Source organism: Immundisolibacter cernigliae (assembly GCF_001697225.1).
In the GTDB taxonomy this organism is placed as follows: domain Bacteria; phylum Pseudomonadota; class Gammaproteobacteria; order Immundisolibacterales; family Immundisolibacteraceae; genus Immundisolibacter; species Immundisolibacter cernigliae.
Window position 1 is genome coordinate 1,466,706 of the sequence record NZ_CP014671.1, and the last position, 21,353, is coordinate 1,488,058.

Genomic DNA, 21,353 nt, shown 5'->3' on the forward strand with positions numbered 1-21,353 from the left:
TTGGTCACCCGAACTCGCGCCGGAACACCGCCCAGGCGGCGGCGAACAGCACGGCGCCGATGACGAGCAGGGCGAGCGCCTGCGGCCACAGCTCGGCGAGGCCGGCGCCCTTGAGGAAGATGCCGAGGATCACGTCCATGTAGTGGCGCAGCGGGCTCACCACCGAGGCCTGCTGCAGGACCTCCGGCATGCTCTCCACCGGCGCGATGGTGCCGGACAGGAATAGCAGCGGAAACAGCCCGAAGAAGGCCAGTAGCAGGGCCTGCTGGAGCGTGCGGGCGATGGCCGCCACCAGCACGCCGAGGCCGATGGCGGAGAACAGGAACAGGCCGGTCAGGGCCAGGAACAGTCCCAGACTGCCGGCCAGCGGCACCTCGAACAGGCGCGCGATCACCAGGCTCGGCAGCACCGACACCAGGCCCATGAACAGCGTCGGCAGGGTCTTGGCGACGAACAGGTCGGCGCTGCCGATGGGCGTCACGCGCAGTTGTTCAAGGGTGCCGGTCTCGCGCTCGCGCACGATGGAGGCGGCCGGGTGGATCACCCCGACGATGAACCCGGCCAGCGCGATCATGGACAGCACGGTGAAGCGCCGCGAGTTCTGGTCGGGGTTGTACCAGGCCCGCACCACCGCCTGTACCTGCGGCTGCGCCGGCAGGGCGGTGCGCGCCTGGCTGCCCGGAGGCGGCGCGAAGCCCTGCAGCGCGGCGAGGGCGAAGCCGCGCGCCTGGGCGGCGACGTTGCTGTCGGCGCCGTCGAGCAGGAGCTGCACCGGCGCGGGGACGCCGCGGGCGAGATCGCGCGCAAAGGTCTCGGGAATCACCAGCGCGGCCCGGGCGCTGCCGGCCTGGAGTGCGCTCATCGCCTGGGCTTCGCTGCGCGGGTGGCCGGCGGGACGGAAGGCGTCGCCGGCGAGGAAGGCATCGGCGAGCGCCCGGCTGGCCGGGCTGCGGTCCAGATCGACCACCGCGAGCGGCAGGTTCTGCGCCTCCAGCGACAGCGAGCGGGTGCACATGATGACCTCGCCGGTGTACAGCCACAGGATCATCACCAGCATCACCGGATCGCGCAGGAACTGCAGCAGCTCCTTGATCAGCAGCCCGCCCAGGCGAATGCCCATCAGGCCACCTTCTTGCGAAAGCGCCAGGCGGCGAGCGCGAACACGGCCAGCGTGTAGGCGGCGAGCAGCGCCAGGTTCGGCCACAGCTCGGCGAGCCCCGCGCCCTTGAGCGTCACCGCGCGCGAGAACTCGATGAAATAGCGTGCCGGGAACACCGCCGAGTAGAGCTGGGTGGTGTAGGGCATGGCGAAGATCGGGAACAGGAAGCCCGAGAACAGGAAGGACGGCATCAGGGTGACGATCAGCGCGAGCAGCATGGCGGCGAGCTGCGTGCGCGTCAGGGTGGACACCAGCAGCCCGATGCCGACCGTGCAGAACACGTACAGCAGGCCGGCGCCGATCAGCAACGACAGGCTGCCGCGCAGCGGCGCCTGAAACCAGGCGAAGCCCACCGCCAGCACCGTCAGAAACTCCAGGAACGCGATCAACCCGTAGGGGATCAGTTTGCCGGTGAGGTATTCGGCGCCCGACAGCGGCGAGACGAACACCTGCTGGACCGAGCCGGTCTCCCGCTCGCGCACGATGGCGAGCGCGGTGAGCAGTGGCGGAAAGGCCATCAGGATGACGCCGAACAGGCCCGGGATCACGAAGTTCGCGCTGCGCAGCTCCGGGTTGTACCAGATGCGGGTCTCCAGCCGGACCGGCTCCGGGGCGGGGGCGCTGGCGGCCACGATGGCGGTGGCATAGCCCACCACCAGGCGGGCGGTGGCGGCGTAGGTGCCGTCCACCAGCGCCTGGACCTGCACCGGTTCGGCGCGGACGCGGGCGCGTGCGAAGTCCGGCGGAATCACCAGGGCCAGCCGCACCTGGCCGCGGCGCAGCGCCGCCTCCACCTCGCGCAGGTCGTCGAAGGCGGCGGCGTGGCGGAAATACCCGCTCGCCGCGAAGCGGTCGGCCAGCGCCCGACTGGCCGGGCTGCGGTCGTGGTCGAGCACGCCGAGCGGCACGTCGCGCACGTCCAGTGACACCGCGTAGCCGAACAGCAGCAGCATCACCAGCGGCATGGCGAGCGCCACGCCCAGCGTGATCGGATCGCGCAAGATTTCGCGCACCTCCTTGGCCACCACGGCGGCGATGCGGCGCGCGTTCATGCGGCCGCCGCCAGGTGGGCGAGGAACAGGTCCTCGACGCTGGCGCCGGGTTCCAGGCCCGCCTGGGCGCGCAGCGCCGGCGGCGTGCCGCTGGCGATCAGCCGGCCCCGGTGCATCAGGCCGAGGCGGTCGCAGAACGCGGCCTCGGCGAGATAGTGGGTGGTGACCACAGTGGTCATGCCGCTGGCCGCGAAGCTGCGGATCAGCGCCCAGAAGCGGCTGCGCGACAGCGGGTCCACGCCCGAGGTCGGCTCGTCCAGGAACAGCACCCGCGGCCGGTGCAGCGCGGCGCAGGCCAGCGCGAGGCGCTGGCGCAGGGCGCCGGACAGCGCGCCCGTCAGGCGCCGGTCGGCGCCGTCGAGGGCGGTGGCGGCGCAGGCCGCCGCGATCGCGGTACGCGCCCGGTGGCCGGCCAGCCCCTGGGCACGGGCGAAGAAGCGCAGGTTCTCGGCGACCGTGAGGTCCGGGTAGAGCGAAAAACGCTGCGACATGTAGCCGACCGCCCCGTGCAGGTGGCCGCGGGCGCCGTCGACGGCGACGCCGGCCACCGTGGCGCTGCCGCCGCTGGGCCGTTCCAGGCCGCACAGCAGGCGGATCAGGGTGGTCTTGCCGGCGCCGTTGGCGCCGAGCAGGCCATAGATCTCACCCGCGGCGATGTCGAACGAGACCGCGTCCACGGCGGTGAAGGTGCCGTAGCGGCGGCTGAGCTGCCGGGCCTGGATGCCGCCCGGCCGGGGGTCGCGCCCGGTGGGCACCGCAGCGGCCGGGGCGGCTTCCGGCGCCGGCGTGGCGAGCAGGCCGAACACGTCCTCGAGACTGGGCGCTGCGGGCAGGGCCGGGCCCAGGGCCGCGAGCGCGCGCAGCGCGTCGGGCGCGCCCGCGCGGTCGGCGCCTGCCCCGTACTCCGATACGGGGTCGAGCTGCACGCGCAGGCGATCGGGCAGCGGGGTCAGGGCGCGCACCCCGGGGGGTGGCGCACCGGGCAGGCCGGCCCCGGCGATCTCGAACACCGTGCCGGCGGCCCGCGCCCGCAGCGCCGCCGGCGTATCCAGGGCCAGCAGCCGGCCGCGGTCGAGAAAGGCCACCTGGTCGCAGCGCTCGGCCTCGTCCATGTAGGAGGTCGCCAGCAGCAGGGTGACGCCCTGCGCGCGCAGGCCGTCCAGCATCCGCCACAGCTCGCGGCGTGACAGCGGGTCCACGCCCAGCCCCGGCTCGTCGAGCAGCAGCAGTGGCGGGCGGTGGATCAGGCAGGTGCACAGGGCGAGCTTCTTGCGCATGCCGCCCGACAGCTCGCGCTCGCGCCGTCCGGCGAAGGCCGTGAGGCCGGCCATGTCCAGCAGTTCGGCGCGCCGGGCCTTGAAGGTGGCGCCGGTGACGCCGCGCACCCGGGCGGCGAAGGCGAGGTTCTCATCCACCGACAGGCGCGGGTAGAGGGTGAAGCCCTGCGCCATGTAGCCGATCCGGGCTTGTATCTTCGCCGCCTCGCGTACCGTATCGAAGCCGAGCACCCGGCAGCGCCCGGCGCCGGGGTCGAGCAGCGCCGCGCACAGTTGCAGCAGAGTGGTCTTGCCGGCGCCGTCGGGGCCGACCAGGCCCAGCCACTCGCCGGGGGCGACGCTGAGCCCGAGGTCGGTGAGCGCCGCGGTCCCGCCGAAGCGCCGTCCGAGGCCCAGCGCCTCGATCGCGGGCGCCGCCGCCGGTGGCGAGTCGCCGGGCGCAGTCAGCGGGGGATCCACAGCGGCTCCGGCCAGGGGGTGTCCGGATTCCAGCGGATCCAGGCGTCGGCGGGCATGCCGGGCTTGAGCGCACCGTCCGGGTTGGTGACGTTCAGCGTGACGCCGAACACCGTGAGGACCCGTTCCTCTGGCATATGCACCTCGCGCGGGGTGAACTGGGCGCGCTGGTCGATGCGCTCGATGCGGGCCTCGAAGTAGCGCTCGGGGAAGGCGTCCACCCGCACCCGGGCGGGGGCGCCGAGGCGGAGCCTGCCCAGCTCGCGCTCGGGCACGTAAACGGTCAGTTCGAGGTCGGTGAGGTCCACCAGCATGGCCAGCGTCTGCCCCGGCTGCGCCAGCTCGCCGGGCTCGATCGCCTTGACCAGCACGGTGGCCGCGCGCGGGGCGCGCACCTCGGTCCTGGCGAGCTGCGACTCGGCCAGCGCGCGGCGCGCCGCGGCGGCCTCCTGGCGCGCCCGGTTGGCGGCGAGGCGGGCCTCCAGCGCGTCGACCCGGCCGCGCGCCTCGCGCTCGCGGTCGGTCGCCTCCTCCAGGCGCTGCGGGCTGACCGAGCCCTGCGCGCCCAGCCGGCGGTAGCGCTCGAGCTCGCGCGCGGCGCTCGCCAGGTGATGGCGCCAGGTGGCGATCTCGTCCCCGATGCCGCGCGCCTCGGCGTCGAGGGTCAGCAGGTCGGCCCGCGCCTGCTTGAGCGCGATCTCGTAGTCGGCCGGATCGATGCGCACCAGCGGCGCCCCCGCCCCCACCGGCTCGCCCTCCACCAGGGCGCTGTCCACCACCCGCCCGCCGACCTCGGCGGCGACGCGCACCTCGGTGCCCTCGACATGCCCGTTGGCGTAGAGGATGCCCTCGGGCAGGGGGGTCGGCGCCAGATAGCGGTAGAGCGCATAGGCGCCGACGCCGAGCAGCGCCACCGCGAGCCCGGTCCACAGCCAGGCGCGGTTCATCGCCCGGCCTGCTCGGGCAGCGCCGGCCAGCGCGAAAAGGCCACCACGTAGAGCACGATCAGGTTGGCGAGCGGGATCAGTACCAGGAGTGACAGCCAGGGCGAGAAGCCGGCCTTGGCGAAGATTTTCCAGAACGGCGGCAGGATCAGGGCGATCCAGACCAGCAGCCACAGCCCGTGGCCGAAATAGAACTCGTGCATCCCGGTGCGCTCCCTCCCGTGGTTTGCGGCCAACCCTACCACCGGAAATTGCCGTGCCAAAGTTTCGCGTCAAAGAACGCCAAGCCCGGGCTGGACGCCATGTCGGGCTAAAGGCAGTGACGTTCGTTTTGGAGCTGCAGGGCAGACGCAGTCGCTGACCGGCGAGGCCGCCCATCGCTGCGGGGTGATCCTGCAGACGATTTGCCATTGCGAGCGCAGCGACCAGCTGAAAAATTCCGGGGCCGGGTCTTTCAGCGTTTCCCCGGCGGGCTTGGGCGCGGGGCGGGCGCAAGGAGCGATGGTGCCCGGGAAGAGAATCGAACCTCCGACCTACTGTTTACGTGACACGATGCCTGAGTCGCAGGATCGCTCCTCGCTGGTGCGCATTGATCTGGGTCAAGCGGTCGCAATCTGCAGTCAAGCCCCACGCCTGCGTTGGATGCACTGCGCGATTGACCGATATCAATGCCCGGCCGCCTCGCTCGCGTCATCGCTGAGGCTTGTCAGGTCAACGCAGGCGCATCCATGGACCCCCAGGACTCGCATCAATCTGATCTACCTGATCTACATCGTGGCCGCCGTGTTCGGGGTGTTGCGGATGCAGAGCATGTTCGCCGGCGGGCCACGTCCGCACAGTGCCGCACAGCGAGTTCGAACAGATGCTCAAGAACGGCGAGATCGAGGAGGTCGCGATCGTCGGCCATGGGAGCGACTCGCTGTGAAGGGGCGAGTCACCAGCATCCGCACGGCCGGAAGGCCGTCAGTCAACAAACCGCAATCGGCGTGCGCCCGGTTTGTTCCGCACGGAAGGCCGTGTGTGCCGGCTATCCCCTGGGGATAAGGTTCCGACTAGCACGGGGGGCCGACAGGTGAGATGGCGTTGCGTTGTCAGCGGTTCCAGCTGGATTGGTCGCGGGGCAGTCGCCCGCCGGGGTCATTGACCTCGACCGAATTGCCGTCCCTTAGCCGATCCACGTACACCACGGCATTGGTGGCGCCGTCGTTCGCCTGGCTGGGGAACAGGATGCCGGTGTGGCCCTGGGCCAGCACCATGTCGCCTAGCACCCAGGTGGGCGGCTCGATGTGCAGATCGAATTTCAGATGGCGCCAGCCCTCGCGCCAATCGTGCCACAGCGCGTCCCAAGGCTCGCCGCGGCGCAGCTGCCGCAGATCGACCAGCCCGCGCAATGCCACGGTATACGAGCACATCGTGCGGGGGCGGCAGGAAGGGCGAGGTCTGCTGGTACTCGCGCAATGCGGTCACCTCATCCAGCGACAGATACAGCGCCTCGACGCCCTCCCGGTTGAAGCGCCCGCCCTTGGCCGCCGCACCGGCGCCGCTGGTGGGCCGACTGGCCCACTGCGGGGTATGCGCGCGATACGGCGTGGTGCCGGGCGGCAGGTCGAGGAGGATCATCCGGTGAACCCTGCACCGATCGACTCCAGGTAGTCGATCGCATCGTCGGTGCGTCCTTCCTGCACCAACTGCAGCAGGGTCTTGTGGTGGAACGCCGGTATGGGCTCGTTCTTGACCATGAAGAATGCACGCGCGGTATCCGGCTCCACCGCCGTGGCGGCCGACAGCACCCGCATCAGGTCACGCAGCGCGGCCTGGAGTCGCGGTGACTCCGGGTGGGTGCGCAGGGTGTTGCGGTGCACCCCAGCCAGCGTGGCCAGTTCCTGGTACTGCAGGCCCGAGGCATCGGCGATGTTCGTGGCGGAAAAGCGGGACGTGCCGGCTTCACGCACCGATTCGAGCACATTCGCGAAACCGGTAGAGGGCATTGCCGTTGCTCCCAAGGGCGAGGAATCGTCTGCACATTGCATGCACAGTCCGAGCATAATTCCACGCGGCGTCCTGCCAGGAGGCTCCCTGTCCCAGTCATCCCCCGGGGATGGCTCAGGGCTCGCGCAAGGCTGAACGCAGCCGCGCGAGGCAGGCGCGCGCCACCTCGGGGTCGGCCGAGCGGGAAGCCGAAGGCGACGACGATGGCGCCGGCCCCGCAGCTCGCGGCGCGGGCGGCGCTGCTGCGTCGGTGCCTGCCCACGCCTTGAACTCCCCGCGGATCGCCTTCTGGATGATGCCGAACAGATAGCCGGCCGGGTTGCGTACCGCGCTGTTGCGGCAGCGCGCCGCCCACTCGTCGAGCACGGCCTGCCGCTGGGCCTCGTCTACCTGCTGCAGCGCCACCAGCGCGCCGGCCTGCTGCTCGTCCTTCAGGCGCAGGAAACCCTCGGGCAGCCGCAGGTTCTGCAAGGCCCTCGCGCGCGGTACTGTACGTACTTCACTTATACGATCATTACGTACTGTACGGTCCTCCTTCGGAATCCGAAGAGGGCCGTCCGGCGCGGGTTTCGGCCCTGCTTCGGATTCCGAAGACGGGCGCGCGCCATTCCGAAGCGGGGCCTCCTGGCCTTCTTCGGATTCGTGGTCCGCACCCTCCTGTGGAGAACCTTGCGTCGTCCAGCCATGCCGCGCCATGCGCTGCGCCAGCACTTGCAGACGGGTCGGCAGCGTGCGCCCGCTGAGCAGCGGGTCTTCGGTGATCTCCCGCAGCGTGTTCATGCCCACGACCTGCACCGCCTTCGCGGCGTGCGCGAGCGCCTGACTCACCAGGCCCAGGTAGTCCGGGTCGAGCTGCATCGCCTCGAAGGGCGACAGCGGTTCGTCGTGCAGCACGTAGAGGTTGCCCTGGATGCGGCCGGTCTTGGGATCGCGCCGCCGCCGCACCAGGCTGAGCCAGCGCGTCAGCCGCAGCAGCGTCAGGGCGCGCGCCACGGTCTCGTGCGAGGCTTGCGCCGCACAGGGCATGGACGCCAGATAGGGGCGGAGTTGGTCGTAAGTGGGAAAGGCGGTCACGCCGTCGTCGTTGAGCTGCAGGCGGAACACCTGCCAGGCATTGCGCTCCAGCGGCGTCAGGCGCCGGTCGAGGAACAGCCTGCGCGGGACGCTCTCATGGCGGTTGCCGCTGTAGAGGAAACCGTCGGCGGCCGGTGCCGTTCCCTGCGCTGGCTGCAGCTGCCGCAGCGCCTCGTCGAAAAGCGCGGACAGCGCAACGGGGCCTTTACGCCGTGGTGCGCCGTCCGTGGTCATGGCCTACACCAGCCCCTGGTCGATCCAGTTGCGTATCGCCGCCCACACCACCGACATCGGCAGGCTCAGCGCCTCGGCCAGGTCCATGGTCAGTGCCAGCATCGCCATGTCGTCGTTCAGGGCGATATGGCGCTCGGCGACGCCGGCCTTCCAGCGCTCCCACAAGGCCACGTCCTGCGCCTCGTCGAGCACCGGATGCCGGCCCTTGCGCTTGGGCAGCCCAAGGATGTCGCGGCGCAGCGCCACTTCCTGATGCGTGAGGCCGTAGAACTTGCCGACCATCTCCGTGCTCGCCCCCAGGCGCAGCATGCGGTCCACCGTGGCGATCTCCCGCGCCACGTCGTGCACCTGGCTCAGCAGCCGCTTCAGCACCTCCCGGTTCACCGACACCGAACACCACGACACCGTGGCATTCACCAGCATGCTCACGAGTTCGGGATGCTTCAGCGCGTCCAGCTCCTCCTCGCCGAAGCCCATGGCCTTGCAGCGTCGCAGTTGGCCGTTGCGCAAGTCATGCAGGGCCTGGGCGATCACGGCCTGGTTGAGCGGGTGCGGCGCCGACATGGGAGGCTCCTGCGCGTTCAGGACTCGCGGCCCGGGTCGCCGGCTTCCAGGTCCAGCAGCCGGCGCGCCAGGCGCAGCAGACGGAACAGCTTCACCAGCCCGGCATCGCTCAGGCGCGTGGCCGAGCCGCCGTGCCCATGCAGCAGCGCCCCCAGGTCGTCGGCCAGCCGCGCGCGGTCCAATCCGTTCGCGGCGGGCGGCGCGGCACTCAGCGCATGCAGCAGGGTCAGCACCGCCCGCGCGAACGCCGGCAGCGCCTTCGCTTGGTCCACCGCCGGCGCCATGCAGACGAAGCCGATGCCGCCGGCGCTGGCCTCGATGTGGTCGGCGACTGCCGCTTCCCCGGCGATCTCGCGCGCGAACTGCGCGATGTGCACCCGCAGGCGATCCGGCGCGTCCAGCCCCGGCTCGATGTACCAGACGTCCGAGATGGGATAGAGCCCGCCGGCTTGCACAGGGACTGCGCGCAGCGCATCGGCCTCGAAGTCGGGCCGCTGGTCGCCGAGCCGGTCCGCGACCATCCGCTGGATGGACTGCAGGCGCTCGGTGGTCGCTGCCGGTGTCACGATGTGCCCCTGCAGGCGCTCGTCGCGTTGCTCGTCCTGCTCGCTCGGCACGGGGGTAGTGTCTGCGTCCTCTCCGCTGCCCGAGTCGGGTGGTGCAATGGGCGGCGCGGGTGGGGTAGCGGCCGGGGGCGCGGTTGGCGTGGTGTCCTGCAACGCGGGATCGGTGGGTGGCCGTCGAGTCGCGGGAACCGCCGCTGCAGCGGGCACTGGCCCCGCCGGTTCGCTGGTCAGCGCATGCTGGCGGCTTTCGCTGTCGTTGATCTCCAATGCCAGCGTGTCGTAGTCGGCCTCCAGCAGCTCGGCCATCTGGCCCACCAGCTCGTCCTGCACCCGCTGCGGCGAGAAGTCGTCCGGCCTTGTGTCGAACTGCGCCAGCACGTCCTGAAACAAGGTGGCGAAGTCCACGGCCACGGTGCGGCTCAGCGCACGCCGCTCCCAGGTGCGCTCGCACGCCTTGCGCAGCACTGCGAGCCGGTCCACCTGATGCCGGCCCAGCCCGCCGTACAGCAGCGTCGGGATCGCCGGCAGCAGATAGCGCACCGCATCATTCATGCGGCTGATGTGTGACTGCGGCACCGGATAGCCGTCGGCCGTCAGCCGCCGCGCGAGTTCGCTCTGCGACAGCGCCTGGCCGCTTTCCTGCTCGTAGAACGCGCGCGCCTTCTCGATGCCCAGGGCCCGCTCGATGAAGGTCAGCCCGCCGCGCAGCTCGTTCTCGGCCAGATGCCCGGTCAGCGCCACGATTTCGCCGCGCGCCGGCCACGGGCGAAACAGGCACGCAATGCGGAAGAAGCGCTCCTCCCTGGTCTCGCTCCACAACTCGCGCAGGATCGCCAGCCGCGTGTTGCCGCCGTTGCGAATGATGTAGTGCGCCTCGCCCGGCCTGCGCGTGATCGCGGGGGGCGCATCCAGCCCGCGTTCGCGGATGGAGACCTTGATCTCCGCATAGGCCGGGTTGCGCGTCAGGCGCGGGTCGTGGTCGTAGGGCCGCAACTGGTCCAGCGTCACCACCATCGGCGTGTCGGCGATGGGATCGCTCAAGGTCGCGGCCGAAGCGCCGCTGCGCTGGAAGCCGGTGGCCAGCAGCTTGGCAGCCATGTCCTGCGGCGTCAGCTCAGCCACGGCCGCTCTCCTGCGCCTGCCGGTTGGCGCGGCGAAGCTGCGCACGGGCATTGCGGTCGGCACGGTGGTCGCTCGCAGTCGAGCTGGTGTAGATCGACGCGCAGCCTTGTTTTGTGAACTTCAGGTGTCCGCCGGACGTGCGCGCCACGCGCCAGCCTTCGCCCAGCGCGAACTCGATCAGCGCACGCAGCCGTTCACGGCCGCGCGCCAGTTCATGCGCGCTCGCCACGGCCGGCCCCTCGCGCGTCGCCCCGGCCGGTGACCCACGCGAAGCGCTCCCGCCACGCGGGGAACAGCTCGCCGGCCAGCGTGCGCATGGTGTCCAGCGCCGCGGGCGCCAAGCGCCCGGCCGGCCGCCGGCACTCCAGCCGATGCACCGGCAAGCCTCGTGTCGCGGCGCGCGGATAGGCTTCGATGGCCGGCACGTCGGTGCCCAGCACCTGCACGCCGGGCTGTTCCTGGAACACCTGTCGCAGCGCCTGCTGGACCAGCCGCGCGTTCGACGACACCGGATGCACACGGTTGATGAGCAGGCGCAGCGGCGGCGGCTCGATGCCCAGGTGCCGATACGGCGCGATGTCCTCGATCAGTTGCAGGGTGCCGCGGCGCAGCTCGCGCGCCGCGAGGATTTCCGGCGTCACCGGCGACAGTGCCAGGTCGGACGCCAGCACCGCCATCTCCAGCAGCACGCTGCGCGCGCCCTGGGTGTCGATCAGCAGCAAGTCGTAGTGCGTGCGAAAGACGGGCAGCAGGTGGCGCAGCCGCAGGCGCCCATCCGGTGCGTGCAGCAGCAGCGTGTTCAGTTCGCCGCGGTCGTCGTTAGAGAGCACCAGGTCCAGGCCCGCGATCGCGGTGCGCGACACCAGTTGCTCGATGCGCCGCTCGTTGAAGGCCAGCATCTGGTAGATGCCGGCGGGCGCGCGCACGTCCAGCGTGAAGTAGCTCGACAGCGTGGGCTGCACGTCCAGGTCCAGCAGCAGCACGCGCAGCCCGGCGTCGGCGATGAAGCCGCCCAGGTTGGCCGCCGTCGTGGTCTTGCCCACGCCGCCCTTGGTCGAAATGATGGACACCACCTGCACGGGCTTCTCCTGGTCGAATGGCTGGAACCGAGAAGAAGCGTCAGGCGCGTTGCTTGAGGCGATCGGCGATCCACTGGTCGATCTCCACCGAGTCCCAGCCCACCGCGCGCACGCCCAGGCGCAGCGCCCTGGGGAACCTGCCTTTCTTCATCAGGCTATAGATGTGCGCGCGCTTGAAGCCGGTCTTGGCTTCGACCTCGGCGCGGCGCAGGATGCGGTGCTCGGTCGGTGCCGCCGGGGCGGGGGTCTGCGAAGACATGACGGTCACTCCTTGACGCTCAGTGGCGCTGATTGGCGTGACCCGAATTAAGAACGCCGCGTCGCGGAAAGACACCGCAAATGCGGTATCCGCAACCGCAGATACGGCCTGGCATCGCTCAGGAAGCCGTGCTGTGCAGATTGCGCCGAGCCAGGGCGAACTTGGCCTGCAGGGTGCGCTCGGTGATGCCCATCGCCTTGCCGTGGTGCGCCACCATCGCGCTGATGATGGCCTCCTGCGTCAGGAAGCTGGAGTACGGCGTGCCGCTGGGCGACTTGCCCAGCAGCAGCGTCAGTAGCCCCCCAACGATGTTCAGGTAGGTCGATTCGCTGCGCGGCCCCGGCGTGTTCGCACGCGCCGCGTCGGCCGCGCAGGCGGCGTGCGCCTTCAGCAGCGCCGCGTGCTCGGCGCGCAGCGTCTCGTGCACGCCCAGGTGTTCCGCCAGCCGCGCCTTGATCGCTTCCCGCTCGGCCAGCAAAGCGCCCACGGTGTCCAGGCTGATCGCCGGGTGAAGCGCACGCTCGATCGCATCGAACAGAAACGCCGGTCTCTCGCCGGGGTAGTAGTGCGCCATCCAGGCTTTCAGATCGACGTGCCGTACCGTCAGTGACGGGTCGTCCATCGCCAGGCACTGCGTGTCCCGCACCAGGCCCTCCTTACCGTACGGCATCTCGCCGTGAGCCAGCGCGTCGAAGATCCTTTCGGCGTTCAACCGCAGCATCGGCCAGCGCGGAAACTGCGTTGCCTCCGGCACAGGCCGCTGGCCCAAGGTCCCCAGGATGCGCCGCTCGAAGCGCAGCAGTCCGCTCCAGCGGATTGCCGCCTCGATCGGGCGGTAGTAGGTCTTGGCGCCTTTGGCCAGGCTGCTCGCCTTCGGCATATCGCGCGCCTCCATCCCTCATCGCACCGAGTCCACGCCGTGCACCCGCCGTACCGGCGGGGTGCGTGGCGGTCCTGGAATCTCCGGGAGAAACGCGTGGCTGGCGAAGCGGCGAAGACCAGGGCAGCGGCGATGCCGCCGGTTTGTTGCGGGATGGGCGCCTTGCCCCGCATGGCCCCAACGCTCACGATTCACAAGCCGCGAAACAGGCTGTCACCCCGCATCGTTCGCGGGCGTCGTGCCTCACCCGGATGACCGAGCCGGAGTCTCTGCAGGGCAAAATGCCCAGTAAAGCGCGATCGGCTCGACACCCCAGAGCCGATGCGCATACGGCAAGCACGGTTGCGCCGCGCGTCTTCGCTGTGACGCGCACGATGGGCACGCGAGTTTCAGCGCAGGATGCCGACCGCAGCCGCGAACCACGCCGCAGTCCGGCGCGCCCATGCACTGCGGGAACGGGATTCCGCCATGGCAAAACAGGTCTGGCGACTTGACCAAAATGGCATCGGCCAACCCGCCTGAACCAGCCTCATGCGGACCGTTGCACATCCAGCGGCATTTGGCCGACACGCTGCGCACGGTCGATGAAGTGGCGCAGCGGCTCCGACATCGCGCCCTCCGGATGCAGCAGGTAGGTCGTCAACGCCGCCGAGTCTTCATCCAGCGGCCGGACGATCACGTCTGCCTGCCGGCATGCCATCACGTGCGCCGCGGTGGAAAATCCCACGCCATAGCCGGCCGCCACCAGGGCCAGCATCAGCGAGTGGGTCGTTACGTACTCGGCCACGACCGGCGGCGTCTCCACCAGGCGCAGCAGACGTGCGCATTGCCGGCCGCACTCCTCACACACCTGCGGGTGGCACAGCACCAGCGGATAGCCCACCACCTCGTCCAGCGGTACCCGCTTGTGCACCAGCAAGGGGTGTCGCGTGGGTATGGCCACCACGAGCGGGTCTTGCCACACCGGTATGGCGACCAGTCCGGCCTGCATCTCGCCGGCCATCGCAAAGGCGGCGTCGTACAGGCCGTTGCCCAGCCCGCCCACCACCTGCGACAGCGGCGCCTCGAACAGCCGGATGCCCACTTCCGGCGCCTCCTCCCGGCACAGGGCGAGCAGTGCCGACAGGCGGGCCGGCCCGACGCCGCCGGCCAGGGCGATGCGCAGGGTGTCCCGGTGTCCCGCCGCGACCGCACGCGCCTTGGTCCGGGCGTGCTCAAAGGCCAGCAGCACGCGCCGGGCCTCCTCCAGGAACGCCTGCCCGGCCGGAGTCAGGCGCATGGTCCGCGACCTGCGCTCCAGCAGCGCTACGCCCAGGTCCGCCTCCAGTTGGCGAATCGTGCGCGACAGGGGCGACTGCTCCACATGCAGTCGCCGCGCCGCCCGGCCGAAGTGCAACTCCTCGGCTACGGCGATGAAACAGCGAAGATGGCGTAAGTTCATGTATTTCCCCCAAACGTACGGAGTCCATTCCTCTGACTGTAGGGAACTGCATGGGTGCTTCCCGGCGGCGATGCCGGTCACAGAGGCTTGGCAATCGCCGCCCTCCGGCCTTGTGTCGTCGGCACGGGGGGGCGACTGTCCAACGCAAGGCCGGTTGTCCATTCCGTGTAGCCTTGGCGGATAATTGCGAATAATTCCATTATTGTCTTCGTCCAAGCGAGGTAAGCGCGGTGGGCTGCACCGATCGCGACACCAGCGATGTTCGTGCGCAGTGCCCGGCACATCGACGGATTTTTCGGCGTCGCGGATGCGGCATCGTCTTCGTAGCCCCGATTCGCAGGGAAGGCCTGTGCCACGTTGCTTGGCTGCCTGTCCCGGCATGGTATGGCAGCAGCACCGGGACCTTGGGCATTCAATGCCCGGGGTTGGTGCGCCGGCCTGTCACACGAGCGTCGGCGACGAGCCCGTTCCCGACGGGGATGACTGCTTCGACGCGATGCAAACGAAGGAGGTGCTGACGGGAATGTAGATGGAGATGTGGCGCCCGAGGCCGAAGGAGAAAAAGACAGACAGGAGGCGGCCGTGGATTTCAGATTGCTGCGTTACTTCGTCGCAGTTGCGGAAGAACTGCATCTGGCCCGTGCAGCCGAGCGCCTGGGCATCGCACAATCGCCTCTGTCGCGTGCGATGCGCGATCTGGAAAGCCAGCTTGGCGTGCAGCTGTTCGACCGCGGCACCCGCCGGACGCGGCTGACCTGGGCGGGCCAGGTGTTCCTCGGCGAATGCCGGCGCGTGCAGGCCGCCGTGGAGCAGGCGGTCAGGAGCGCCAAGGCGGCGGCGCAGGGCTACCAAGCCCATCTGCGCATCGGCTTCTGCGACAGCTTGGCGCAGCCCCGCATCGCCACCTTGCTGGCGCGCAGCCGCGAGGATGATCCCGAGCTGGAGATTCGCGTCTTCGACCTGCCGTTCGCGCAGCAACTGAACGTGCTGCGCAACGATCTGCTGGACATCGGCTTTGCGTTGTCAAACGCGGTGCATGACGGCCTCGTCGCCGAGCCGGTGTGGACCGATCCGCTGTCGGTGATCCTGCCCGCACGCCACCCCTTGCTGGCATACGTGCAGGTCCCGCTGGTCGAAGCCCTGAAATTCCCGCTGGTTCTGTGCCATGCCGAATCAGGATCGGGCTGCCGCAATCAGATCCAGGCGGTGCTGCAGGACGCGGGCCCGCCGCTCAGGGTGGTCGATGAGGTGACCAGCCTGGGCTTGCTGTTGACCCTGGTCGGCGCCGGCTACGGTATCGGCTTCGCCATCGCCTCGCACGTGCAGACGCTGCAGCGGCCGGACATCTCCATTCGTCCCCTGGCCGGTACGCCACCGATGCTCTCTACCTACCTGCTGCGCCGCCAAGGGGAACCCTCGGAGCCCATGAAGCGGTTCATGGAGCGAGTGATGGCCATGACCGCGCGGTCGGAGGAGTGAGCCGTTTTCGTGATGGTCGCAGGCGCCAACGAGGCAAGCGCAGGACGTGCTACTACGGTAGACGGCTAGCAGGAGGTCCGTGGTAAAACGCGATGCGGTGTTGCTTCCTGTGCGGGCTGCCGCTGGTTGCGGCGGTATTTTCGGCGCTTGTTCCACTGGAATCTGGCGCCAATGTGTATAACGATGTGAGTAATATGCGCCATATAGACGAATATTTAATTTATAGATCAATAGATTACATGTAATATGTTACTCATGCTCGACAACTACGATTCGTTCACCTACAACCTGGTGCAGTACCTGGGCGAGCTGGGCGTGGACGTGCGCACCGAGCGCAACGACTGCATCGACGTGGATGCGGTCGAACGCATGGCGCCGCAGCACATCGTGATCTCGCCGGGGCCGTGCACGCCGACCGAAGCCGGCATTTCGCTTGAGCTGATTCATCGCTTCGCCGGGCGGGTTCCGATTCTGGGCGTATGCCTGGGCCATCAGGCCATCGGTCAGGCGTTTGGCGGGCGGGTGATCCGCGCCGATCAGGTCATGCACGGCAAGACCTCGCCGGTCACGCACACCGGCGAGGGGCTGTTCGCGGGCCTGCCCAGTCCCTTCACCGCCACCCGCTACCACTCGCTGGTGGTGGAGTGGGCCAGCCTGCCGGAGTGTCTGGAAGTCACCGCCTGGACCAGCCATGCCGACGGCCGGCCACACGAGATCATGGGCCTGCGCCACCGCACGCTGCCGGTGGTGGGCGTGCAGTTTCACCCCGAGTCCATCCTGACCCAGCACGGCCACGCGCTGCTGGCCAATTTTCTGAAAATCACGGCGGGCGCGACGTGAACGTGCAGGCGGCGCTGGCCCGCGTGGTGGCGGGCGCGGATCTCGATCTTGCCCAGATGACGGCCGCCATGCGGTCGATCATGAATGGCGAGGCGACGCCGGCGCAGATCGGCGGCCTGCTGGTGGCGCTGCGCATGAAGGGCGAGACGGTGATTGAAATCGCCGCCGCCGCGCAGGTCATGCGCGAGTTCGCCTTGCCGGTCGAGGTGGCGCCGCAGCACCTGGTCGATACCTGCGGCACCGGTGGCGACGGTGCTGGCCTGTTCAATGTGTCGACCGCCGCCGGCTTCGTGGTGGCGGCGGCCGGCGGGCGGGTGGCCAAGCACGGCAATCGCTCGGTATCGAGTTCCAGCGGCAGCGCCGATGTGCTGGAGGCGCTGGGCGTGCGTATCGATCTGTCGCCGCCGGCCATCGCCCGCTGCATCGACGAGGTCGGCTTTGGCTTCATGTTCGCGCCGGCTCATCACGGCGCCACGCGCCATGCGCTGGGACCACGGCGCGAGATCGCCATCCGCACCTTGTTCAACCTGCTCGGGCCCCTGACCAATCCGGCCCGACCGCTGGGCCAGGTGGTGGGTGTGTACGACGCCGCGCTGGTCGAGCCGATCGCGCAGGTGCTGGCACGCCTGGGCAGCCGCCACGTGCTGGTGGTGCATGCCGACGATGGCCTGGACGAGATCAGCCTGGGCGCCGCCACGCAGGTGGCGGAACTGCGGGACGGCGCCGTGCGCAGCTACCGCATCGAGCCGGAGCAATTCGGCTTTGCGCGGGTGGCCAGCGAGCGCCTGGCGGTAGCCGACGTGACCGCCAGCGTGGCTCTGCTGCGGGAAGCCCTGGCCGGCACGCCGGGGCCGGCGCGCGACATCGTGGCCCTGAACGCCGGCGCGGCGCTGTATGTGGCGGGTCTGGCCGCCACGCTTGCGGGCGGCGTGCAGCGAGCCGGCGAGGTGCTGGAAAGCGGCGCCGCGCTGCATCGGGTGGGTGCCCTGGCGGCCCTGTCGCAGCGTCTGGAGGCGGCATGAACACGCCGGATGTGCTGAAGAAAATCCTCGCCGCCAAGGCCGACGAGGTGGCCGCTGCGCGCCGCGTAAAGCCTTTGCCGGAACTGCGGCGCGAGGCCGAGGCCATGCCCCCGGCACGCGGCTTTGCCGCGGCGCTTGCCACGCGGGTCGGCGCCGGTCAGGTGGCGGTGATTGCCGAAATCAAGCGCGCTTCGCCCAGCAAGGGCCTGCTGCGGGCCGAGTTCGACCCGCCCGCCTTGGCCCGCAGTTACCTGGCCGGCGGCGCCGCGTGTCTGTCGGTGCTCACCGACGCGCCGTTCTTCCAGGGCAGCCTGAACGATCTGCGCGCCGTGCGCGCGGCGGTGGCCCTGCCGCTGCTGCGCAAGGATTTTTTGCTCGACGCGTACCAGATATACGAGGCGCGCGCGGCCGGCGCCGATTGCATCCTGCTGATCGTGGCGGCGCTCGACGACGCGCGACTGCGCGATTTCGCGGCGCTGGCGCACGAGCTCGGGCTCGACATGCTGGTCGAGGTGCACGACGAGGCGGAGCTGGATCGCGCCGCCCGGCTGGAGCCGACGCTGCTTGGCGTCAACAACCGCAACCTGCACACCTTCGAGACCACGCTGGATACCACCGTGCGTCTGGCGCGTCGGGCGCCGGCCGGCTGCCTGCTGGTGGCGGAAAGCGGCATTCACAGCCGTGACGATGTGGCATTGATCCGCGCCGCGGACGTGCATGCCTTCCTGGTCGGCGAGGCGTTCATGCGCGCGCCGGATCCAGGCGCCCGCCTGCGCGAACTGTTCCACACCGAGGGCTGAACCATGTCGCCACGCCCTCCCGCTCACGCCGGCCTGCGCCACGTGGCCCTGTTCGTGGAGCCCTTCGAGGCCTGCGAACGCTTCTATGTCGATCTGCTGGGGATGCACGTGGAGTGGCGGCCGGACCCCGATAACGTTTACCTGAGCTCCGGCCACGACAACCTGGCCCTGCACCGGGGGCCGCCGCCGGCCGCCCAGGGCCAGCGCCTGGATCACATCGGCTTTCTGCTGGCGCGCATCGAGGATGTCGACCCCTGGCACGAATTTCTGCGCGACAATGGCGTCCCCATCGCCGCCGCGCCGCGCACCCATCGCGACGGCGCGCGCAGCTTCTACTGCCTGGACCCGGCCGGCAACCGGGTACAAATCATCTTTCACCCCCCCTTGGCCGGTGCGCTGCGCCCGCTGCGGTAATTCTGATGTCCGAATTCGACGACAAGCTCAAGCTGCACGGTTTCAACAACCTGACCAAGACGCTGAGCTTCAACATCTACGACATTTCCTACGCGCTGACGCGCGAGGCCCAGCAGCAGTACATCGAGTACATCGACGAGACCTACAACGCCGAGCGCCTGACGCGCATCCTGAGCGAGGTGGCCGACATCATCGGCGCCACCATCCTGAACATCGCCCGCCAGGACTACGACCCGCAGGGCGCCAGCGTGACCATGCTGATCTCCGAGGGCGGCCATTCGGAAGGCAGTTCAGGCGAGGGCCCCGGCCCGCGGCCGGACGCCGTGGTGGGGCATCTGGACAAGAGCCACGTCACGGTCCACACCTACCCCGAGCAGCACCCCGACAACGGCATCAGCACCTTCCGGGCAGACATCGACGTGTCGACCTGTGGCCACATCTCGCCGCTGCGGGCGCTGAACTTCCTGATCCACAGCTTCGAATCGGACATCGTGATCCTGGATTACCGGGTGCGCGGCTTCACCCGCGACGTGCGCGGGCGCAAGCACTACATCGACCACACCATCCATTCCATCCAGAACTACATCGACGCCGAAACCCTGGCGCGTTTCCACGCCGTGGACGTGAACGTCTACCCGGAAAACATCTTCCACACCAAGCTGCGGGTGCGCGATTTCGACCTGGACACCTACCTGTTCGGCGTCAATGCGGCCGACCTGCCGGCGCAGGAACGCGCTGCCACGGCGGCCCGCCTGGAGCGGGAAATCCAGGAAATCTTCTACGCCACCAACATGAAGTAGGTCGCGCGCCGGTCGGCTTACACCCGGTAGGCGGTGGTAGTCATCACCCGCGACGCCAGACGCATCAGGCCGCGCACGGGCGCCGGCAGCTCGCGGCCACCGGCCCGGCGTGCGTCCTCGCCATGGCGCACCTCGTCGCGGCGCATCTGTTCCAGCACCGCGCGACTGCGCTGATCGCCCGCCGGCAGGCGCCGCAGGTGTCCGTCCAGGTGCGCCTCGACCTGGCGCTCGGTTTCGGCGATGAAGCCAAGGCTCCAGTCGTCCCCCGCCAGCCCGGCCAGCGTACCGATGGCCAGCGCACCACCGAACCAGGCCGGATCGAGCAGGCTGCGCCGGCCGCCGAGCGCCCGCAGGCGGGCACGACACCAATCGACATGGGCCGCTTCCTCGTTCCCGGCGGATCGCAGTCGACTGAGCGTTTGCGGTGACCGCGCGGCCAGCGACTGCCCCAGATACAGGCCCTGCGCGGCCAGTTCCCCGGCATGATTGACGCGCATCAGCGCCGCGGCCTTCTGCCGCTCGGCGGCCGTCAGGTCGGCCGCCTCCGGCAGCTCGTCGGCCGGGTTATGGGAGGCAGGCGCGGGCGCGCCGGGCAGCAGGCGCAGCAGGCGGTCCACAGACAGCAGCAGGCGATCGAACGGGCGAAAACGGATCTCGGACATCGATGGAGCCGGGTGGTGGCTGGAGCCCGAAGTCTATACTCGCGGCTCACCCCCGCCTTGATTTCGAGTGCCCATGACGACCCCGCCCGCCCCCAAGCAGCGTATCCAGATCGCCGGCCCGGCAGGACCGCTCGAGGTACTGGTCGAAGCCGCACAGAACCCGGGCGCAGCGCTGTGCGTCGTCTGCCATCCGCATCCGCAGTACGGCGGCACGCTCGATAACAAGGTGGTCTATACCCTGGCGCGGGCCGCCAACGAACTGGGCGCGATCGCGGTGCGCTTCAATTTTCGCGGCGTAGGCCACAGCGCGGGGGCCTTCGACCACGGCGTGGGCGAGCTGGATGATCTGCTGGCGGTCGTGGCCTGGGCGCGCGCCGCCTACCCGGATCGGTCGCTGCATCTGGCCGGTTTCTCCTTCGGCGCCGCGGTGGCGCTGCGTGGCCATGTCGCAGCCGACGCGACCAGCCTGTTGCTGGTGGCACCCCCGGCGGGGATGGGCTATCTGGACGAGGCCATCGCGCCGCGACGGCCCTGGCACGTCATCCACGGCAGTCGTGACGAGTTGATCGGGCTGGATGTGCTGCGGCGCTGGCTGGCGACCGTGGCCGGGGCCACGCCGCCACTGACCGTGATCGACGACGCAGATCATTTCTTTCACGGTCGTCTGACGCCTCTGCGCGAGGCGGCACGCGCGTTCTGGAGCCAGCAGATGCCGGCTTGCCTTGACACCACGGGCGGCGCTGACTAGGATGCACGGCCTTTTTGGCAGGCCACCGCGATCCGGGCATGAAGACGACTGTTAGCGCTACGCCGCAGACAATACGGCAGGACTGGTTTCTCGTAGACGCCGACGGCAAGACGCTCGGGCGCCTGGCGTCGGAGATTGCCCGTCGCCTGCGTGGCAAGCACAAGCCGCTGTACACGCCGCACATGGACACCGGCGATTACATCGTCGTGGTCAATGCCGAGAAGGTGCGTGTGACCGGCCGCAAGCTGACCGACAAGCTGTATCAGCATCACACCGGCTACATCGGCGGGCTGCGTACCGAAACCTTTGCCGATCGCATCGCGCGCCGGCCGACGCTGGTGCTGGAGCAGGCGGTCAAGGGCATGCTGCCCAAGAACCCGCTCGGCCGGGCCATGTTCAGCAAGCTCAAGGTCTACGCCGGCGCCGAGCATCCCCATACCGCCCAGCAGCCGCAGGCGCTGGACATCTGATTCACGCAGTTCGGACTCCGTC

General features: G+C 69.5%; 23 protein-coding genes and 1 pseudogene. 8 read left to right on the top strand and 16 right to left on the bottom strand.

From position 1 onward, the window contains the following. Window positions 1-4: 4 nt before the first annotated feature. The 15 genes and pseudogenes from PG2T_RS06965 to PG2T_RS07035 all read right to left on the bottom strand — a co-directional run bounded on the left by PG2T_RS06965 (window position 5) and on the right by PG2T_RS07035 (window position 14,096). Window positions 5-1,120 (bottom strand): ABC transporter permease, encoded by a 1,116-nt coding sequence (locus PG2T_RS06965; protein WP_068803735.1) that lies wholly within the window; start codon window positions 1,118-1,120, stop codon window positions 5-7. After that, window positions 1,120-2,211 (bottom strand): ABC transporter permease, encoded by a 1,092-nt coding sequence (locus PG2T_RS06970; RefSeq protein ID WP_068803737.1) that lies wholly within the window; start codon window positions 2,209-2,211, stop codon window positions 1,120-1,122. The genes PG2T_RS06965 and PG2T_RS06970 overlap by 1 nt, the downstream gene beginning before the upstream one ends. Next, complete coding sequence (locus PG2T_RS06975) at window positions 2,208-3,947, bottom strand: ATP-binding cassette domain-containing protein (RefSeq protein ID WP_202816454.1); 1,740 nt, start codon at window positions 3,945-3,947, stop codon at window positions 2,208-2,210. Before PG2T_RS06975 ends, PG2T_RS06970 begins: the two co-directional genes overlap by 4 nt. Further along, entirely contained in the window at window positions 3,932-4,891 is a 960-nt protein-coding gene (locus tag PG2T_RS06980) for an HlyD family secretion protein (protein WP_068803739.1), read from the bottom strand. Before PG2T_RS06980 ends, PG2T_RS06975 begins: the two co-directional genes overlap by 16 nt. Beyond that, window positions 4,888-5,091 carry a hypothetical protein gene (locus PG2T_RS06985; RefSeq protein ID WP_068803741.1) on the bottom strand — a complete coding sequence of 68 codons (204 nt, stop codon included), beginning with the start codon at window positions 5,089-5,091 and terminating at the stop codon, window positions 4,888-4,890. The genes PG2T_RS06980 and PG2T_RS06985 overlap by 4 nt, the downstream gene beginning before the upstream one ends. A gap of 969 nt (window positions 5,092-6,060) precedes the next feature. Further along, window positions 6,061-6,508, bottom strand: a pseudogene (locus tag PG2T_RS16995) (RES family NAD+ phosphorylase); the annotation flags it as partial. Further along, entirely contained in the window at window positions 6,505-6,876 is a 372-nt protein-coding gene (locus PG2T_RS06995) for a hypothetical protein (protein ID WP_043105776.1), read from the bottom strand. The gene PG2T_RS06995 and the pseudogene PG2T_RS16995, both read right to left, overlap by 4 nt. Window positions 6,877-6,991: 115 nt before the next feature. Next, the gene (locus PG2T_RS07000; RefSeq protein WP_043105777.1) at window positions 6,992-8,185 is read right to left on the bottom strand and encodes an STY4528 family pathogenicity island replication protein; all 1,194 of its coding nucleotides are present in this window, start codon (window positions 8,183-8,185) and stop codon (window positions 6,992-6,994) included. A 3-nt stretch (window positions 8,186-8,188) separates the two neighbouring features. Continuing rightward, window positions 8,189-8,749 carry a DUF2857 domain-containing protein gene (locus tag PG2T_RS07005; RefSeq protein WP_043105779.1) on the bottom strand — a complete coding sequence of 187 codons (561 nt, stop codon included), beginning with the start codon at window positions 8,747-8,749 and terminating at the stop codon, window positions 8,189-8,191. Between the two features lie 17 nt (window positions 8,750-8,766). After that, on the bottom strand, window positions 8,767-10,437 hold the full coding sequence (locus tag PG2T_RS07010) for a ParB family protein (protein ID WP_043105780.1): 1,671 nt from the start codon (window positions 10,435-10,437) through the stop codon (window positions 8,767-8,769). Then, on the bottom strand, window positions 10,430-10,666 hold the full coding sequence (locus tag PG2T_RS07015; protein ID WP_043105781.1) for a hypothetical protein: 237 nt from the start codon (window positions 10,664-10,666) through the stop codon (window positions 10,430-10,432). Before PG2T_RS07015 ends, PG2T_RS07010 begins: the two co-directional genes overlap by 8 nt. Continuing rightward, a complete protein-coding gene (locus tag PG2T_RS07020) occupies window positions 10,650-11,516 on the bottom strand; it encodes a ParA family protein (protein WP_043105782.1) in 867 nt (288 codons plus the stop codon). The genes PG2T_RS07015 and PG2T_RS07020 overlap by 17 nt, the downstream gene beginning before the upstream one ends. Window positions 11,517-11,556: 40 nt before the next feature. After that, window positions 11,557-11,775, bottom strand: a complete 219-nt coding sequence (locus tag PG2T_RS07025) for an AlpA family transcriptional regulator (protein WP_043105783.1) — start codon at window positions 11,773-11,775, stop codon at window positions 11,557-11,559. A 118-nt stretch (window positions 11,776-11,893) separates the two neighbouring features. Then, entirely contained in the window at window positions 11,894-12,655 is a 762-nt protein-coding gene (locus PG2T_RS07030; protein WP_068807887.1) for a receptor protein-tyrosine kinase, read from the bottom strand. A gap of 529 nt (window positions 12,656-13,184) precedes the next feature. Continuing rightward, on the bottom strand, window positions 13,185-14,096 hold the full coding sequence (locus PG2T_RS07035; RefSeq protein ID WP_068803743.1) for a LysR family transcriptional regulator: 912 nt from the start codon (window positions 14,094-14,096) through the stop codon (window positions 13,185-13,187). Window positions 14,097-14,678: 582 nt separating this feature from the next. Here PG2T_RS07035 and PG2T_RS07040 point away from each other — a divergent pair. The 6 genes from PG2T_RS07040 to speD all read left to right on the top strand — a co-directional run bounded on the left by PG2T_RS07040 (window position 14,679) and on the right by speD (window position 19,451). After that, on the top strand, window positions 14,679-15,575 hold the full coding sequence (locus tag PG2T_RS07040) for a LysR family transcriptional regulator (RefSeq protein WP_068803745.1): 897 nt from the start codon (window positions 14,679-14,681) through the stop codon (window positions 15,573-15,575). Window positions 15,576-15,821: 246 nt separating this feature from the next. Beyond that, a complete protein-coding gene (locus PG2T_RS07045; RefSeq protein WP_068803747.1) occupies window positions 15,822-16,415 on the top strand; it encodes an anthranilate synthase component II in 594 nt (197 codons plus the stop codon). Next, complete coding sequence (gene trpD, locus PG2T_RS07050) at window positions 16,412-17,437, top strand: anthranilate phosphoribosyltransferase (RefSeq protein WP_068803749.1); 1,026 nt, start codon at window positions 16,412-16,414, stop codon at window positions 17,435-17,437. Before PG2T_RS07045 ends, trpD begins: the two co-directional genes overlap by 4 nt. Beyond that, on the top strand, window positions 17,434-18,237 hold the full coding sequence (gene trpC / locus PG2T_RS07055) for an indole-3-glycerol phosphate synthase TrpC (RefSeq protein WP_068803751.1): 804 nt from the start codon (window positions 17,434-17,436) through the stop codon (window positions 18,235-18,237). Before trpD ends, trpC begins: the two co-directional genes overlap by 4 nt. 3 nt (window positions 18,238-18,240) lie before the next feature. After that, window positions 18,241-18,651 carry a VOC family protein gene (locus PG2T_RS07060; protein WP_068803753.1) on the top strand — a complete coding sequence of 137 codons (411 nt, stop codon included), beginning with the start codon at window positions 18,241-18,243 and terminating at the stop codon, window positions 18,649-18,651. 5 nt (window positions 18,652-18,656) lie between these two features. After that, on the top strand, window positions 18,657-19,451 hold the full coding sequence (speD, locus tag PG2T_RS07065) for an adenosylmethionine decarboxylase (protein WP_068803755.1): 795 nt from the start codon (window positions 18,657-18,659) through the stop codon (window positions 19,449-19,451). A gap of 17 nt (window positions 19,452-19,468) precedes the next feature. Here speD and coq7 read toward each other — a convergent pair whose 3' ends face one another. Further along, window positions 19,469-20,113 carry a 2-polyprenyl-3-methyl-6-methoxy-1,4-benzoquinone monooxygenase gene (gene coq7, locus PG2T_RS07070; protein WP_068803757.1) on the bottom strand — a complete coding sequence of 215 codons (645 nt, stop codon included), beginning with the start codon at window positions 20,111-20,113 and terminating at the stop codon, window positions 19,469-19,471. Between the two features lie 73 nt (window positions 20,114-20,186). Between coq7 and PG2T_RS07075 the strand changes: the two genes are divergently transcribed. Beyond that, entirely contained in the window at window positions 20,187-20,861 is a 675-nt protein-coding gene (locus PG2T_RS07075) for an alpha/beta hydrolase (protein ID WP_068803759.1), read from the top strand. A gap of 38 nt (window positions 20,862-20,899) precedes the next feature. Continuing rightward, on the top strand, window positions 20,900-21,331 hold the full coding sequence (rplM, locus tag PG2T_RS07080; RefSeq protein WP_068803761.1) for a 50S ribosomal protein L13: 432 nt from the start codon (window positions 20,900-20,902) through the stop codon (window positions 21,329-21,331). Window positions 21,332-21,353: the final 22 nt, after the last annotated feature.

Bases quoted from the DNA above. Each gene is read 5' to 3' on its own strand.
- PG2T_RS07060 (WP_068803753.1), top strand. From the start codon at position 18,241: ATGTCGCCACGCCCTCCCGCTCACGCCGGCCTGCGCCACGTGGCCCTG.
- PG2T_RS06970 (WP_068803737.1), bottom strand. From the start codon at position 2,211: ATGAACGCGCGCCGCATCGCCGCCGTGGTGGCCAAGGAGGTGCGCGAA.
- PG2T_RS07005 (WP_043105779.1), bottom strand. From the start codon at position 8,749: ATGTCGGCGCCGCACCCGCTCAACCAGGCCGTGATCGCCCAGGCCCTG.
- PG2T_RS06995 (WP_043105776.1), bottom strand. From the start codon at position 6,876: ATGCCCTCTACCGGTTTCGCGAATGTGCTCGAATCGGTGCGTGAAGCC.
- PG2T_RS06980 (WP_068803739.1), bottom strand. From the start codon at position 4,891: ATGAACCGCGCCTGGCTGTGGACCGGGCTCGCGGTGGCGCTGCTCGGC.
- PG2T_RS07045 (WP_068803747.1), top strand. From the start codon at position 15,822: ATGTTACTCATGCTCGACAACTACGATTCGTTCACCTACAACCTGGTG.
- coq7 (WP_068803757.1), bottom strand. From the start codon at position 20,113: ATGTCCGAGATCCGTTTTCGCCCGTTCGATCGCCTGCTGCTGTCTGTG.
- speD (WP_068803755.1), top strand. From the start codon at position 18,657: ATGTCCGAATTCGACGACAAGCTCAAGCTGCACGGTTTCAACAACCTG.
- trpC (WP_068803751.1), top strand. From the start codon at position 17,434: ATGAACACGCCGGATGTGCTGAAGAAAATCCTCGCCGCCAAGGCCGAC.
- rplM (WP_068803761.1), top strand. From the start codon at position 20,900: ATGAAGACGACTGTTAGCGCTACGCCGCAGACAATACGGCAGGACTGG.
- PG2T_RS07035 (WP_068803743.1), bottom strand. From the start codon at position 14,096: ATGAACTTACGCCATCTTCGCTGTTTCATCGCCGTAGCCGAGGAGTTG.
- PG2T_RS07075 (WP_068803759.1), top strand. From the start codon at position 20,187: ATGACGACCCCGCCCGCCCCCAAGCAGCGTATCCAGATCGCCGGCCCG.
- PG2T_RS07030 (WP_068807887.1), bottom strand. From the start codon at position 12,655: ATGCCGAAGGCGAGCAGCCTGGCCAAAGGCGCCAAGACCTACTACCGC.
- PG2T_RS06965 (WP_068803735.1), bottom strand. From the start codon at position 1,120: ATGGGCATTCGCCTGGGCGGGCTGCTGATCAAGGAGCTGCTGCAGTTC.
- PG2T_RS07025 (WP_043105783.1), bottom strand. From the start codon at position 11,775: ATGTCTTCGCAGACCCCCGCCCCGGCGGCACCGACCGAGCACCGCATC.
- PG2T_RS07000 (WP_043105777.1), bottom strand. From the start codon at position 8,185: ATGACCACGGACGGCGCACCACGGCGTAAAGGCCCCGTTGCGCTGTCC.
- PG2T_RS06985 (WP_068803741.1), bottom strand. From the start codon at position 5,091: ATGCACGAGTTCTATTTCGGCCACGGGCTGTGGCTGCTGGTCTGGATC.